The sequence below is a fragment of the Iodobacter sp. genome (genome assembly GCF_025352645.1).
In the GTDB taxonomy this organism is placed as follows: Bacteria; Pseudomonadota; Gammaproteobacteria; order Burkholderiales; family Chitinibacteraceae; genus Iodobacter.
On record NZ_JANXSO010000009.1, the window covers coordinates 23,159 to 37,998 of the forward strand.

The 14,840-nt window shown below is 49.4% G+C and carries 13 protein-coding genes; 8 read left to right on the forward strand and 5 right to left on the reverse strand.

The annotated features are described in order from the left end of the window. Positions 1–9: 9 nt before the first annotated feature. Complete coding sequence (locus tag Q0R17_RS00865; RefSeq protein WP_293931132.1) at positions 10–777, reverse strand: LytTR family DNA-binding domain-containing protein; 768 nt, start codon at positions 775–777, stop codon at positions 10–12. Beyond that, the gene (locus Q0R17_RS00870; RefSeq protein WP_293931134.1) at positions 746–1,789 is read right to left on the reverse strand and encodes a sensor histidine kinase; all 1,044 of its coding nucleotides are present in this window, start codon (positions 1,787–1,789) and stop codon (positions 746–748) included. The genes Q0R17_RS00865 and Q0R17_RS00870 overlap by 32 nt, the downstream gene beginning before the upstream one ends. Before the next feature lie 106 nt (positions 1,790–1,895). On the opposite strand from Q0R17_RS00870, the gene Q0R17_RS00875 reads away from it, so the two are divergent. Further along, positions 1,896–3,392, forward strand: coding sequence for a YifB family Mg chelatase-like AAA ATPase (locus tag Q0R17_RS00875; RefSeq protein WP_293931136.1), 1,497 nt, complete (start codon positions 1,896–1,898; stop codon positions 3,390–3,392). Between the two features lie 190 nt (positions 3,393–3,582). After that, positions 3,583–5,559, forward strand: coding sequence for a DNA topoisomerase IV subunit B (parE, locus tag Q0R17_RS00880; protein WP_293931140.1), 1,977 nt, complete (start codon positions 3,583–3,585; stop codon positions 5,557–5,559). A 60-nt stretch (positions 5,560–5,619) separates the two neighbouring features. Here the strand turns inward: parE and Q0R17_RS00885 are convergent, their stop codons facing one another. Next, complete coding sequence (locus tag Q0R17_RS00885) at positions 5,620–6,960, reverse strand: M48 family metallopeptidase (RefSeq protein ID WP_293931143.1); 1,341 nt, start codon at positions 6,958–6,960, stop codon at positions 5,620–5,622. Between the two features lie 214 nt (positions 6,961–7,174). On the opposite strand from Q0R17_RS00885, the gene Q0R17_RS00890 reads away from it, so the two are divergent. From Q0R17_RS00890 to Q0R17_RS00905, 4 genes are all read left to right on the forward strand, one after another. Continuing rightward, positions 7,175–7,702, forward strand: a complete 528-nt coding sequence (locus Q0R17_RS00890; RefSeq protein WP_293931146.1) for a hemerythrin domain-containing protein — start codon at positions 7,175–7,177, stop codon at positions 7,700–7,702. Next, positions 7,699–8,883: an NnrS family protein gene (locus Q0R17_RS00895; RefSeq protein WP_293931149.1), complete on the forward strand. Its 1,185-nt coding sequence runs from the start codon at positions 7,699–7,701 to the stop codon at positions 8,881–8,883. Before Q0R17_RS00890 ends, Q0R17_RS00895 begins: the two co-directional genes overlap by 4 nt. Positions 8,884–8,971: 88 nt before the next feature. Then, on the forward strand, positions 8,972–9,592 hold the full coding sequence (locus Q0R17_RS00900; protein ID WP_293931150.1) for a 4'-phosphopantetheinyl transferase superfamily protein: 621 nt from the start codon (positions 8,972–8,974) through the stop codon (positions 9,590–9,592). Positions 9,593–9,857: 265 nt separating this feature from the next. Continuing rightward, complete coding sequence (locus Q0R17_RS00905; RefSeq protein WP_293931153.1) at positions 9,858–10,322, forward strand: ProQ/FINO family protein; 465 nt, start codon at positions 9,858–9,860, stop codon at positions 10,320–10,322. 218 nt (positions 10,323–10,540) lie between these two features. Here Q0R17_RS00905 and Q0R17_RS00910 read toward each other — a convergent pair whose 3' ends face one another. Beyond that, a complete protein-coding gene (locus Q0R17_RS00910; RefSeq protein WP_293931156.1) occupies positions 10,541–11,521 on the reverse strand; it encodes a TDT family transporter in 981 nt (326 codons plus the stop codon). A gap of 95 nt (positions 11,522–11,616) precedes the next feature. Here Q0R17_RS00910 and Q0R17_RS00915 point away from each other — a divergent pair, with 95 nt between their 5' ends. Next, entirely contained in the window at positions 11,617–12,501 is an 885-nt protein-coding gene (locus Q0R17_RS00915) for a LysR substrate-binding domain-containing protein (protein ID WP_293931159.1), read from the forward strand. Positions 12,502–12,610: 109 nt separating this feature from the next. Here the strand turns inward: Q0R17_RS00915 and Q0R17_RS00920 are convergent, their stop codons facing one another. Further along, positions 12,611–13,408, reverse strand: a complete 798-nt coding sequence (locus Q0R17_RS00920; protein WP_308446347.1) for an alpha/beta hydrolase — start codon at positions 13,406–13,408, stop codon at positions 12,611–12,613. Between the two features lie 231 nt (positions 13,409–13,639). Here Q0R17_RS00920 and Q0R17_RS00925 point away from each other — a divergent pair. Next, positions 13,640–14,840 (forward strand): SulP family inorganic anion transporter (locus tag Q0R17_RS00925; protein ID WP_293931162.1); only part of this gene is annotated, 1,201 nt, incomplete at its 3' end.

The window sequence follows — 14,840 nt, forward strand, 5'->3', positions numbered from 1 at the left end:
ACGGTGCTTTTAACGGCCTTCGCTTTCTAATTTTTTAAGCTCTTTAATCACGTGCTGCTGCCTACGGCTTACTGCCAAGCGCTCTGGTAAATCGCGTAAAATCACCTGCCAGTGCGCTTCGCTGCCGCCTATGGCGGATTTTTCAAAGCCAGACATCATATCGCGCGCCACCAAGCAATTACGGTGTATGCGTACAAAGTGATTGCCAAACTCTTCTTCTAATCGGGTCAGAGAATCTTCCAGCAAATACTCGCGGTCCCTTGTGCGCAGCGTGATGTATTTTTGCTCAGCTTTAAGATAATAAGCATCAGAAACAGGGATCAAGTGCACTCGGCCCCGTTCTGTAACGCTGAAATGGCTACGAGCATGGCTAGCAGGCTCGGCTTGAACTCGAGCAGAACGCATATCCTGTACCCGCTTCAAAGCAGAAAGTAGCCGCTCCTTACGGATGGGCTTTAATAAGTAATCCACTGCACGCACTTCAAAGGCGGCCACGCCGTACTCTTCAAATGCGGTAGCAAAAATCACTGCAGGAGGGTGCGAGAAATGGCTTAGCTCGCGCGCCAGCTCAATACCACTCATTTGTGGCATTTGAATATCCACAATCACCGCATCTGCATCGGCTTCTGCCAACGCAGCAAGCGCGGCCATACCACTAGTAGCGGTACCCACAACATCGTGCGGACATTCATCAGCCACATCAGCCAACACATCTTGTAACCTGCGCAGGGCAGGGATTTCGTCATCAACAAGGAAAAGGCGCAATGGTGTTCCCATGGGGAATCTCCCGGTAAGGCAAGACAATATGTATTTGATAATAGTCGTTATTCGCGTAAGTGCTTAAATTGGCTTCAGCATCAAAGTGAAGCAATAAGCGCTGGCGGATATTCTCTAGCGCCATGCCATTGCCTCGATGCTGGCTTACCGTACCTACGGGTGGTAACGCGTTTTTAATGACCAGATGCACTTGCGTATCTTTCTGATAAATTCGAACCTGAACTGGGCTTGGTTCCAATATAGGTTCTACGCCGTAATAAATTGCATTTTCTAACAAGGGCTGCAATAGCAAGGGGGGCAGAGCGGCCATCAAGGGCGCATCGTTAATATCCCATTCCACCTTTAACCTGTCCCCTAAACGTACGGCTTCAATATTTAAATAACGCCGAGCAATTTCAAGTTCGCACTTCAAACTAGCCAGCTGCTGCTTATCCACCATCACCACTCTGAATAAATCAGCCAAGTCTTCTAACACCTGCTCTGCCCGCCGTGGCTCACGACGAATCAATGACAACACCGCATTTAAGCTATTAAAAAAGAAATGCGGCCGGATCCTTGCTTGTAGCGCTGCCAATCTTGCTTCAGTGAGCCTAGGTGACAAAGATTTCCAGCGCAAACGCATGTAAAGCATTAAAGACACTACCAACATCATGGTAAACAGCAGCGCAGGAAGCAAGCCAGTCTGAGGTAGCAGCAAAGAAGTAAGTACTTTTCTTTGCCCGTACACCAGCAACATCGCCAGCAAATTAACCAAGACAATGCCAGTCCGGAAAGAAAGCGGCTTTAAGTAAGGCGCCGCTAAGGCCAAGCCTAATAAAGTACCTAATAGCGGCAGCTCCACCCACATTGCCGCCTCACCCAGCCTTAATGGCCACTCTTCCCAGCGTGATAGACCCAATAATACGTAAGCCAACATCCCCAAATGCACCACGACTAAAATACGCAAAATAACGCCAAAATTACGAAAATCTGGCAAAGGGACGGGCTCTTCGCTTAATTGCTCTAGCAGCATACGGTTCATCCATGGGATACATCTGCGGTGTAAACGCCGATGATCTGTCTCAGAAACAAATGAAAACAGAGCCTACACTATAAGGATCTTATTACGGGCTTGCTGAATGTCACTCGCCATTATCCATAGCCGCGCCATGATTGGTATTGAAGCGAGTGCCGTGCTGGTAGAAATCCACTTGGCAAACGGTTTACCGGCTTTTAACTTGGTAGGCTTACCCGATTTAGAAGTCAAAGAAAGCCGTGAACGGGTTCGGGCGGCCCTCGCCGTGTGCGGTTTTGAATTTCCCAACCAACGTATCACGGTCAATCTGGCCCCTGCCGATTTACCTAAATCATCTGGCCTCTTTGACTTACCCATCGCCATAGGCATTTTGGCAGCAAGTGGTCAGCTTCCTTTAGAGCAGCTTAATCATTTTGAATTCGCTGGCGAGTTAGGGCTATCGGGTGAACTACGCTCTATTCGTGGTGCGCTAGGTATGGCTTGGGCTGCCCAAGCGGCAAATAGAACGCTTATTTTACCCGCCGCCAGCGCCGCAGAAGCCGCCTTACTCAGCAGCGCCAGCGTGCTTTCGGCGACTCATCTGATGCAAGTTTGCCGTCATTTACTAGGCAGTGATCCACTGCCTATCGCCCAGCCACTGGCGATAGAAGCGCCACCAGCCATGCTCGATTTAAGCGAGGTAAAAGGGCAGCAACAGGCCAAACGCGCACTAGAAATTGCCGCAGCAGGTAGGCACAGCCTGCTCTTAATTGGCCCTCCCGGCACAGGAAAATCCATGCTGGCGCAGCGTTTGCCAAGCTTGCTTCCCAAGATGAATGAGCTGGAAGCGCTAGAAGCCGCCAGAATTCAATCACTAGGTAGAGAGCGTCTAGATGCCAGCCGCTTTGGAGTTCGCGCTTACCGAGCGCCCCATCACACCGCATCTGCGGTGGCTTTAGTGGGCGGAGGAAGTGTGCCGCAGCCAGGCGAAATCTCCTTAGCCCATCACGGCGTATTATTTTTAGATGAATTACCCGAGTTTGATCGCAAGGTGTTAGAGGTTTTACGCGAGCCACTAGAAAGCCAAAAAATTCATATTGCCCGTGCCGCGCATTCAACCATCTTCCCAGCCGATTTCCAATTGATCGCCGCCATGAATCCCTGCCCATGCGGCTTTTTGGGCCACCCAAAGAAAGCCTGCCGCTGCACGCCCGATCAAGTTGCCCGCTACCGAAGCAAATTATCCGGCCCCTTTATGGATAGAATCGACCTAGTGATCGAAGTGCCATTATTACCAGAAAGTACGCTGCTGGCCGCGGCCACAGGGGAATTATCCAGCGTAGTAAGGCAACGTGTGGCAGCGGCTCACCTCAAACAAGAAGCGCGGCAACAAACGCCCAATGCGCGGCTTAGCGGCAAATTACTAGAACAACATTGCCCCTTAAACAACGATGCCCGAGGCCTACTGCAAACCGCGATCCAAAAACTATCACTCTCCGCACGCGCCACCCACCGCGTGTTGAAAGTAGCCAGAACCATTGCCGATCTAGCCGGAGAAGACGGCATTAGCACCAGCCATATTGCCGAAGCAATTCAATATCGGCGAGGCTTGGGCGGGTGATGAAGGATAGGTAATGTAGGGTGGGCCCCCGTGTCCACGTATTTATTTGCATGATTTTTAACCATCGCCCGCGTGGGCACGATAAAGCCTTGTGCCCACCCTAGATTTTTTATATCTAGCCTTGTGGTAGTTAATTTTGTCTCAGCTTGCTAGACTCCGAGGCACTTTAGTAATCGGTTTCACGTGAAACATGGCAACTCCTAAATACGACGAATCCTCCGTTAAGGTCTTAAAGGGCCTTGATCCTGTCCGGCACCGCCCGGGTATGTACACTCGCACCGATAACCCACTGCACATCTGCCAAGAAGTCATCGACAACGCGGCCGATGAGGCTTTGGGCGGCTACGCCACCAAAATTGATGTGGTGCTGTATCGCAATCAAAGCGTGCGCGTTTCTGACAACGGCCGTGGCATTCCGGTTGGAATACACCCAGAAGAAGGCGTACCAACGGTGCAGGTGGTGTTTACCCAGCTGCACGCTGGCGGTAAGTTCGATAAAAAAGACGGCGGTGCTTATGCGTTTTCTGGCGGCTTGCATGGCGTTGGCGTATCAGTCACCAATGCGCTATCCACGCGTTTAGAGGTTGAAGTCAAACGCGATGGTCAGTTGCACCGCTTAGTATTTGGTAGCGGTGATGTGATTGAGCCGCTAGTGGTGCTAGGCAGCTGCGCTAAAAAAGACAGTGGAACCAGCGTTTATGTTGAGCCTGATCCCAAATACTTTGATTCGCCGCTGATTCCGCAAGCAGATTTAGAACATCAGCTCAAATCCAAGGCCGTGCTCTTGCCTGGCCTTGTGGTCAATCTAGCTATTGAGCAAGCCAATGGCGAAATGATCAATAAGAGCTGGTGCTACCCTGATGGCTTAACCGGTTATTTATCTGAAAAAGTAGCGGGTTACACCCAGCTCATCCCTATTTTTGAGGGTGAGAAATATATCGAGCAGGTTGACGATACCTTTTCGCTAGGTGAAGGTTGCGCTTGGGCGCTAACTTGGACCGATGAAGGCCCTGTTAACCGCGAATCTTACGTTAATCTGATCACCACGCCTTCCGGCGGCACCCATGAATCAGGCTTACGTGATGGCGTGTTTCAGGCGGTTAAAACCTTTATTGAGTTCCACAGCCTGCTGCCTAAGGGCGTAAAAGTACTGCCAGAAGACTTATTTGGCCGCTGCTCCTTTGTATTGTCCGCCAAGATTCTAGACCCTCAGTTTCAAGGCCAAACTAAAGATAAGCTAACCAGCCGTGATGGCTTAAAGCTGGTTTCTACCGTGGTGCGCTCACCATTTGAAATTTGGCTGAATCAACACGTTGATCTGGCTAAAAAACTAGCTGAGCTGTGCATCCGTGCAGCGCAAGCGCGGCAAAAAAATTCACAAAAAGTAGAAAAGAAAAAATCCTCTGGCGTGGCGGTTTTACCCGGCAAGCTTACCGATTGCGCATCGGATGAAACCGAGCGCTGCGAGTTATTTTTAGTTGAGGGTGATTCGGCGGGTGGCTCGGCCAAGCAAGGCCGTGATAAGGATTTTCAAGCCATTCTGCCGCTGCGCGGTAAGGTGCTGAATACTTGGGAGGTCGATCGCGACCAGATTTTTGCCAATAATGAAGTACACGATATGGCGGTTGCCATTGGGGTTGATCCGCATACGCTAGGGGATAGCAAGGCGGATTTATCTGGCCTGCGCTACGGCAAAATTATCATCATGTCGGATGCGGACGTAGATGGCAGCCATATTCAGGTGCTGCTACTCACGCTGTTTTATCGCCATTTTCCGCAGCTGATTGCAGCGGGGCATATTCATGTGGCCCAGCCACCGCTATACCGTGTAGACGTGGCTGGCAGTGGCAAGGCCAAGCCACCGCGTAAATTTTATGCGCTAGATGAGGGCGAGTTAACGGCTATTTTAGACAAGCTTCGCGTCGAAAAAGTACGTGAAAACGCATGGAGCATTAGCCGCTTTAAAGGGCTTGGTGAAATGAATGCCGAGCAATTATTCGACACCACCATGAACCCTGATACCCGCCGCATGCTACGTGTGGGTATTAACGATGATGTAGCGCTCAATACCCGTGAGCTGATGCATATGCTGATGGGCAAGACCGAGGCCAGCAGCCGCAAAGCTTGGCTAGAGGCGCGTGGTAATGAAGCTGAAGCAGATATTTAAATAGCTTTAAGTATAAAAGAAGGGCCGCTAAACAATATGTCTAGTGGCCCTTTTTTGTGCTTACTTAAGCTTGCGGAATAGCTTGCCTATCAATGTTGAATCTTCTGTGTGCTCTGTATCATTTTCATCAGGAATAAGTTCGCAATGATCTGGCAGCGCATCAGCATCAACCTTGCCAGCAACAAGGCAGCTCCAGCTAATCTGGCTATTTTCATTGGCCGATGGGCTCAGAATAATTTTCTTATCCTGATGCGGCGCATTCAATGTCACCGTTACTTCAACGGATTCGGAATCCAGTTCAACATCTTTAACAATGCCATTAGCTGGTTTTTTAAAGCCCAAAGCTTCTAAATCAGCAGGAGCATATTCATTGTCTGCGTAGAACTGACCAACTAAATTTGCCGCAGTATGGCCAGCTTCATAAGCTTGGCTTAACTCAACACGGGTTTTGGCATTCAGCGCTTTAGTCTGATATTTGCTATATGCAGAAATGGAGATTGGCAGCAGAATCAGTAGCAGATAAAGATAAACTACCATCGCTCCGATCAGACCAAAACCGGTATTGGGGATAGTGGCAGAAATCAGCCAAGCAAAAATATTGCGCCGTGGAAATACGGTTTCTTCGCCTTTTTCAATTCGCGCCACGCGCTTGCACAGCCATGGGTAATCAGCAGTCAGCTCATTAACCGCCATCCAGAAGCCATCGGTATCCTTAGTCTGAGCGATATAGGCCTGGGTATTTAGTGTTTTCCAACGGGTACTACCAGCAGCTAATACCGCCAACGCATGTACTGCGCTTTGCTTATTATTGCTGCAAGCTAAGCCATACTGATCACAGCTGTATTCTCTGGCACGAGAATAAGCCGTGCCCAGTAGTGGAATCCAAGTTGCAAACACCAGCCACCAGTGATGAACCAAATGCTTTTGCGCAATATGGCCTAATTCATGGCCGATATAAAAGTTAAGCGCTTCAGGATCATCCTGCAATGCATCCACAATATCGCTTAATAAAACCACGTAATAACGGCGTAAAAAACGTGTTGCAAAGGCATTTAAAGCGCCATTGCCGGTCATTAAATAAAACTCTGGCAACTTGCTTACACCGGTAATCTGGCAGCAGGCTACAAAGCGATCGTGTAAATCTGGGAATTGCTCTGCGGTAACGCGTACGCCATTACCCCGCACATAAGAAATAAAATATGAAAAACCGAACAAGCCGATGAGATACAGCACCAGCATAATGATCCAGATAATTCCCAAAGTAGCTATGGTTAGCCCTAGCCAACACAAGCCAGAAATCAGCGCCATAATTATAAACAGCCGCTGCTCATTCGCATAAGGCTTGATATTTGCTCGCTGGATTGCATTGCCCTGCCGTGGTACTGCGCCCTGCTCTTCCATAATGCCTCAATGTGTATTTTTACAAGGCGGTGATTATAGCTTGTAAACGTGCATGTACTTACTTGAATCTTGTACTTGTCAATTAACTACATAAGTATTTATACCAACATGCGTAAGATTGTAAATTATTAATAATTTGCCGTGGATCAACAGAATTTCAGCTTTACTCAAGTAGAATCCGACTAAATTAGTCGGGAATTATTAGGAGCTACAGATGATGCTGTTTTCATCCGAATCGGTCACATTTGAAACACCCATTGCCATGCTGACCGCCTGTCATGACAGGGTGCGTCAGTACGCGGCTCTAACACACAAGCTTGCTCTACACCTGCGTAAAAACGGCGCGGATGCCAAAGCTCAAGAGGCAGCAGCAAGCATCCTGCGTTATTTTGATATCGCAGCCCCCTTGCACCACGATGACGAAGATCTCGATTTATTCCCACTCTTAAGCCAGCACGGCCAACCAGAGCTGCAAGCCATCATTGCGGCCACCAGCGCCGAACACGCCACGCTAGGCCTGCTCTGGCAAGAAGTACGACGCTATTTAGTACCACTAGCGGCTAGCAAGGGCGGGGCATTACCACTGGCTTTAGCAGAGGACTTTGCTAATCTCTACTCGGCCCATGCCCAGCTAGAAGAAACAGCCATCTACCCCTATGCCGCACAATTACTCGATGCGGCCACCTTGGCAACCATGGGCCAGAAAATGGCAAACCGACGTATGCAAGGTACTAAAAAATGAAAACCTTCCTTAGTGCCCCACATCGAGTCGGTTTTTTTAGCGGCACGCTTTTACTGATTCTCAGCCTTGCTTGGTGGGCTAGCGAGATGCTACTCAGAGCCAAGGGCAGCACGCTGGCAAGCAGCATTGCGCCGATGTTTTTACACGGCTATCTAATGCTGTATGGTTTTTTTCCGCTGTTTATGTTGGGCTTTATTTATACGGCAGGACCAAAGTGGCTAAACGTTGCCAGCCCAAGCGCACCGCTGTATGTGCCAATTATCTTGGGCTACGCCCTAGGCAGCGCCTTGCTGATTGCAGCGCTGGCATGGCCCTCGTTGCTAATCTTAGGCATTGCGCTACATTTCCTTAGCTGGGGAGCCGCCTGCTGGGTATGGTTTAGCCGAATCTTAGCCAGCCATGCCACAGATCGCAGCCATGCCATCGCTATTGCCCTTGCCTTTGGCTTAGGTTGGCTAGGGCAAGGATTTGCGCTGTTTTGGGTGGCATTTTCCTCGACCAATAGCTGGCTCAGCATGGTAGAAATCGGCCTGTGGGGATTTTTATTACCGGTTTTTTTAACCGTAAGCCATAGAATGCTGCCGTTTTTCTCCGCCAACGCGCTCGCTAATTACACCGCTTGGCGGCCGCGCTGGCTGCTTAACGCCATGCTTGCGCTGGCTTGGGCCCATGCAGCGTTTAGGCTGGCTGGGCATAATAGTATTGGTGTGGATGTGCTGTTTGCAGGCCTGCTGCTTTATACCAGCTGGCGCTGGCGGCTATTTGCAGCGCTGCAAAACCGCTTATTAGCTATGCTGCATCTGGCGTTTGCTTGGGCAGGCATCGCCATGCTGCTCTACACCGTGCAAGACGCTGCCGCCTTAGCCGGCTGGGCTATTTTAGGATTTGCTCCGCTACATGCACTGACCATTGGCTTTTTTGGCACCATGCTGCTGGGCTTTGCTACCCGAGTCAGCCTTGGCCACGCCGGCCTGCCACTACTTCTTAGCCGCATGGCTTGGACGCTCTACTGCCTACTCCACGGTGTTACTCTGGCCCGTGTCCTTGCCGATATCATTGGCCAATGGCAAACACCACTACTCTGCGCTGCAGCCTTAGGAGCTTTAGCTGCTTTCCTGCTCTGGGGCAGCCGCTTTATGCCAGTCTATTTAAAGCCGAGAGCGGATGGCAAGGCAGGTTAATCGGCTAACGATAGGGCGCAGCGCAAAGCGCTCTATAAATTTCCAGCAAAGCGCTTATCATAAGCAGCCTACCATCTCGAGTTTTAGCATGCTGCACGCCGAAGTCCTACTTACCCTCATTCACTCAGTTGATCTCGTCGCCAGTAACTCCCTATCGGCGAGTAGCCAAGCTAAGCTCGCCACCATCCATTCCCCCTTGCGCGCTCAGCAATTTATCTTGGGCCGGATGATGTTGGCCAAAGCAGCAGGGCGCATATTGGGCGACAGCTATGCAGTAAGTGATATTGAAGAGGGCGAGTTTTTCCCTTATTTGCTTAAAGCACCTGATTTACACGGCAGTATTTCGCATAGCGGGGATTATCTAGGCGTAACTGTGAACGCCGAAAGGGTGGGCTTAGATCTAGAAAGCTGCCGCTATAAAAAAAATATCGCCAAACTTGCTGAATTTGCCTTAGCCGAGGCCGAAGCAAACTGGGTAAATGCCTTGCCAGATGAATCTCAAGAACGTTTTTACCTGCTTTGGACTTTACGTGAAGCAGCGTTTAAAGCCGGCTTACGCAATCAAGTAATACGCGGTAGCAGCCTCATTATTGATGGCAATATCGATGTGAATTGGCACTGGGCCAGCGTAAGAGAGCCTAAACAGCGGGTAAGTATCGCCTCCGCCACGGCCTGCTCTTTGGTTTTAATCCACAATCTGGCACTGTAATTGCCAAATAACGATGCATTCCATCAAATATTGCACTCTTCACCCTTAGCGCCCAAAACCGAGCAAAGTGGCCTTAAAAGACAAAAAATAGCCAAAATAATGGGTTTACTAAGCGAAAATAATGATTTTTAGCCGTTTTTTGCTAGAGAATGCAAAATATGCAGCCGTTTTGCAAAGGACTGATAAGCGACACTTTGCGATAGTACGGTATATGCAAACGCAGAGTTAAGGTAAGCTACCCCTTCATACCAACCCTAGTTTTCTAATGATGACCGATCAAAATTCAGCTTTAGCTCAAGCATTTCAATCTGCGATTGGCGAGAAATCTGCCCGTCAGCAGCAAATTATGATTATTGAATTACTTTATCAGCGCTATCCGGTGATGAAGCAATTTAAGCCTTTAATGATCGGTGTTCACAAAGAGCTAGAAAAAGCACTGCCACAGTTTGGTGCCAATCATGTGCACCGCGCCATTGCCGCTCACTGTCGCAAAGTGCGCTACCTTAAGTCGGTAGCCCGTGGCGGCAAGCGTTTTGATCTGAATGGTAAGCCAGTAGGCGATGTAACTGTTGAAGAAAAAACAGCTGCAGCTAAATTCGTACAAAATATCGAAGATCGCAAAAAGCCACAAACCGCTACCGTAGCAGAAGAAGTGGCTGTTGATCCGATGATCACGAGCGAAGTCATTGCTGAACCAGCAGTTACAGACGCAGAGAGCAAAGCAGAGTAAATCGCTTTAGCTCCATAGAAAAAGGCCGCTGCTGCGGCCTTTTTTATTGCTTATCCAGAGTAAATCTATCTAACTTGCAAGCACCGAATCATCTTAGGGCGGATAAAACCTGCATACTTTTTAGTATTGCCCGCGGGTTTCACCCGCCCTACAAAAAAAGCTGTAGCACAAGCTCACGCAGCGAGTCCAGAATGCGTAAGCATAAACACTTGCCCACCCTACATTGTTGCTGCTTTATAAGTCACACCACCACCATCCTTCGCCATAAAAAACATCATATATCGCAGCGCTACATAGCCCACAATCACCGTAGCAACCGCTAATTCAAACTGTGCCAACCACTGCACCTGCGCCACGTATTCAGCGGCAAACTCCCACTGCCCAAGTAAATGGCTAAGCTTAAATAGCGCGGTAGAACCAATCACCAGCGGAAAAGTAAATGCGGCATAGCCTGGTGAAAAAGGCAGACCGAGTAGCTTGAAAAAGGCGATATAAATAATCCCAGTCATCAAGAGCGCAATCCCAAATAATACGGCCACAATCAGCAGCGATGGCTCGGCAGTCATTGTTAGATAGCCAGCAAGTGAAAGGCTGGCAGGCGCGGCCAAAATAGCGATGGTGGGCTTGGCGGCATCGGGTACTTCGTGGCTAAAGATCAGGCGATAGAGCATCAGCGGCAACATCACGGCGTAGCAAAATATCCCAAACCACAACAGGCCATTTGCAAGGGCCGCAAACTGCCCGCCGGGGAAAGCCACATCGGCCACGATAATACCCACTGGCGGTACAAACCAGCTTGGCACCATATGATGGATTTCAAAGTATTTGGCACGGTGCCAGATAAACATCACCAGAAACGCCATATGCAAGATGACGGCAAACAACCAAAGCCCCTCTGCAAAGTTAACATCAAAGCTGCTCAACGCCTTGGAAACCACCATCGTCGCCATGGCAAAAGTTGGTACCACGCTGCCAACCACAGGATGTGCTAAATCTTTCTGTAATAAACGGGGGTGAAGTGCAAATTTGAAAGCTAAGATCAGTAATAACAGCGCTGCAATGGCAGCTCCAAGTAATTGGGCGTAACCATGAAATTCACCGCCGTTTTCCCAACACCATCCTAGGCTAGCAATCCCCAAGGCAAGCCCTGCCATTGGTGTAGGGGCTGCGGCGAGTAATTGACGAGTTCGAGTAAACATAACGGCCTTCTTGCTGCTGACAATATAAATAGAATAACGCCCAGCTATTGTTTATCATATCTAAATGATTTGAATGAGGCGTTTAGCAAAACAATATGAAGCTCACTCTGCAGCAGCTAAAAACCTTCGCCGCTATTGCCCGTTATGGCAATTTGGGTATGGCCGCCAATGAGCTATGCCTTAGCAAGGGCGCGGTTTCGCAATCTTTGCAAGAGTTAGAGCGCCAGCTGGCAACGCCGCTATTTGATCGGGTGCATCCACGCCTGCAATTAAATGCAGAAGGTAAATTATTACAACCCGTGGCGGAAGAATTACTCGCCCGAGTGTTAGATATTGAAACCATGTTTGCTAGCGATAGCGAGCCCGTTGGCCAGCTGCGCCTTGGAGCTACCCAAACCATCGGCAACTATCTGCTCCCTATTTTGCTGGCTCGTAGCGAGCAGACCACCACGCCACGCATATCGATTGCCAATACCCATATTCTGAGCCATGCGCTGGCTCATTTTGAACTAGACCTCGCTTTAATCGAAGGTGAAAACCACCATTCAGATCTAATCGTTGATCCTTGGTTGCAAGATGAAATGTGCATTGTGGCAGCAGCAACTCATCCTTTAGCGAATCAAGCTGAGCTGGCCATATCAGCATTAAGTGGCGAAACATGGGTGCTGCGTGAGCCGCAATCGGGTAATCGGGAACAATTTGAACAACTAATCCAGCCACAGCTCAGCACCAGCCGAATCGGGCTGGAACTCAATACCCTAGAGGCGGTAATGTTGGCGGTAGAGCAGGGGCTAGGGATCACCTTTATATCCAAGCTGGCAGCACAAGACCGTATCAATAACGGGCGATTAGTATGCCTAGCCATGCAGCAACACTTCCCACGCCAGCTTTACCTTGCGTGGCATAGGCAAAAATATCATTCCGCAGCTTTACGCCGATTTATTCAGTTTTGCAGAGATCAGGCAGGGATGATTTGCTAAAAATAAGGCCGCGATAAATCCCCAGAGACTATATCTACGTGTAGAGCATCTAGCCAAAAGAAGCTAAAGCAGGTGAAGAGCAAATTAAGCAGTACTTAGAGGCTTGAAGTTAGAGGCTTGAAGGTTTTTTGATGATGTCCATTAGCCACTCACAAAGTATTTCATGGGCCAAGCCAGAGGGATTTAGATATTCCATATGCCCCATATCAGCTAACTCAACAAACTTAACATCATCCCCAGATCGATGGGCTGCTTCGGCATAGTGCTTGGAAAACTCAACGGGCAAGGCAGTATCTTCTGCTCCGTGAAGCACGAGTTGGCGAGTGGATAGGGGTAACTGGGCCATTGGAGATGCTAAATGGAATCGATCAGGATAGCAGGTAGGAGAGCCACCAATTAATGCCTCCACTGATCCATTACCCGAATTAAGTTGATAAGCCGTAAATAGATCGGTAATTCCAGCCAGTGCAGCGACGGCGATAGGTATCACCCTAGAAGGGGAATGAGAGAACTCACGGGGCCAAGTTTTCAAGGCGCTAAGCAGTGCAAGATGCCCCCCTGCAGAATGACCAATAACAATAACTTTGGATATATCCAATGGGTAATCACTGCAAGCTGGCTCCGCAAGGAAATCAATAGCGGTGAAAACATCAGCCAGTGTGCCTGGCCATCCGCCGCCAGCCTCGCCGACTCGGCGGTACTCAATGTTCCACACTGCGAAGCCACGGCTTACAAAATCTTTAGAAATATCATCCATCTGGTCCTTCCCATATGGATACTGCCAAAACCCACCGTGCAAGAGACATAGAACTGGAGAAGGCCCCTCATTTGGAAGATAAAGATCCCCAACCTGACTATCAGATTGTCCATAGCAAAGAGTAATTGGCATGGCTGATATATGACGCATATGCCTAATATTAAAAATAAACGGACGATAATCCGCTTGATTGATAGATTGGCTTTAATTTCAGCCCAAGATGAATAAAAAAATAATTCCAAGGGAATATTTTTATTAGCAAATTACCATAATTTTCAAAAAAACAAACAAACATTACAAACCTTACAAAAAACATATAAGCTCAGCTGACTAGCATTAGCACTAAACTCCTCCTCTTTCCTAAACAAACAGGATTCGGCATTGAACAAATTCTTTCTACACACCATCCCAGGGCTAGCCATATTTCTTCATTACCCACGGGATAGTTGGCGACAGGATTTGCTGGCGGGATTATCTGTGGCATCCGTCGCGCTGCCAGTGGGTGTGGCCTATGCCCAGCTAGCCGGGATGAGCCCGATTGCTGGCCTGTATGCCAGTATTCTGCCCATGGTGGCCTATGCGCTGTTTGGATCTTCACGGCAATTAATCGTTGGCCCAGATGCCGCAACCTGCGCCATGGTGGCCTCCACCCTGCTGCCATTAGCCGCTGGCAATTCTGAGCTGTATATCTCGCTATCGGTGGCTTTGGCGCTTATTACCGGACTGTTTTGCCTGCTAGCCAGCCGCTTTAAGCTGGGGTTTCTAGCCGACTTTTTATCCCCGCCCATCTTGGCTGGCTTTTTAAACGGAGTAGCAATCAGCATTGCACTGGGGCAACTGGGTAAATTGCTTGGTTTTACTTTTCAAAAGCACGATTTTATTGGCCGGATTCTGGAGCTGCCAGATCGCCTGCCCGAGCTACATCCAGCCACAGCAGTCATTGGCCTTGGCACGCTGTTAGCCATTCAAATTATTAAACGCCTGCTGCCTAAGCTGCCCACCGCCCTTGTTGCCATGGGGCTGGCAGGATTAATCATCTTTAGTCTGAATTTACAAAACGCAGGCATCGCCATCATCGGCTTATTGCCCGCTGGCCTGCCCACCTTGCACTGGCCCACCATCCCCAGAGCCCATCTGGGTGAGTTACTCGGGGCAGGGGCGGGGCTGGCACTGATCAGCTTTAGCAGCGCCATTCTGACCGCCCGTAGCTTTGCCGCCAAAAACCGCTATGAGATCGATGCAGACAGGGAATTTACCGCGCTGGGTATGGCGAATATTGCAGCCGCTTTTTCACAGGGCTTTGTAATTAGCGGCGCGGATTCCAGAACGGCAGTCAATGATAATGCCGGCGGTAAAACGCAAATGGTGAGCCTAGTTGCGGCGGCAGCCATCGCCATTGCCATCGCGCTATTTACCACCCCGCTGCAATATGTGCCCATTGCCGCGCTGGCCGCCGTGCTGATTACCGCCTCGTTTGGGCTGATGAGTTTTGCCAATTTTATTTATTTTCGCCAAGCCAGCCGTGGCGAATACGGCATTGCTATCCTCACCGTAATCGGCGTGGCCTGTGTAGGCGTGATGC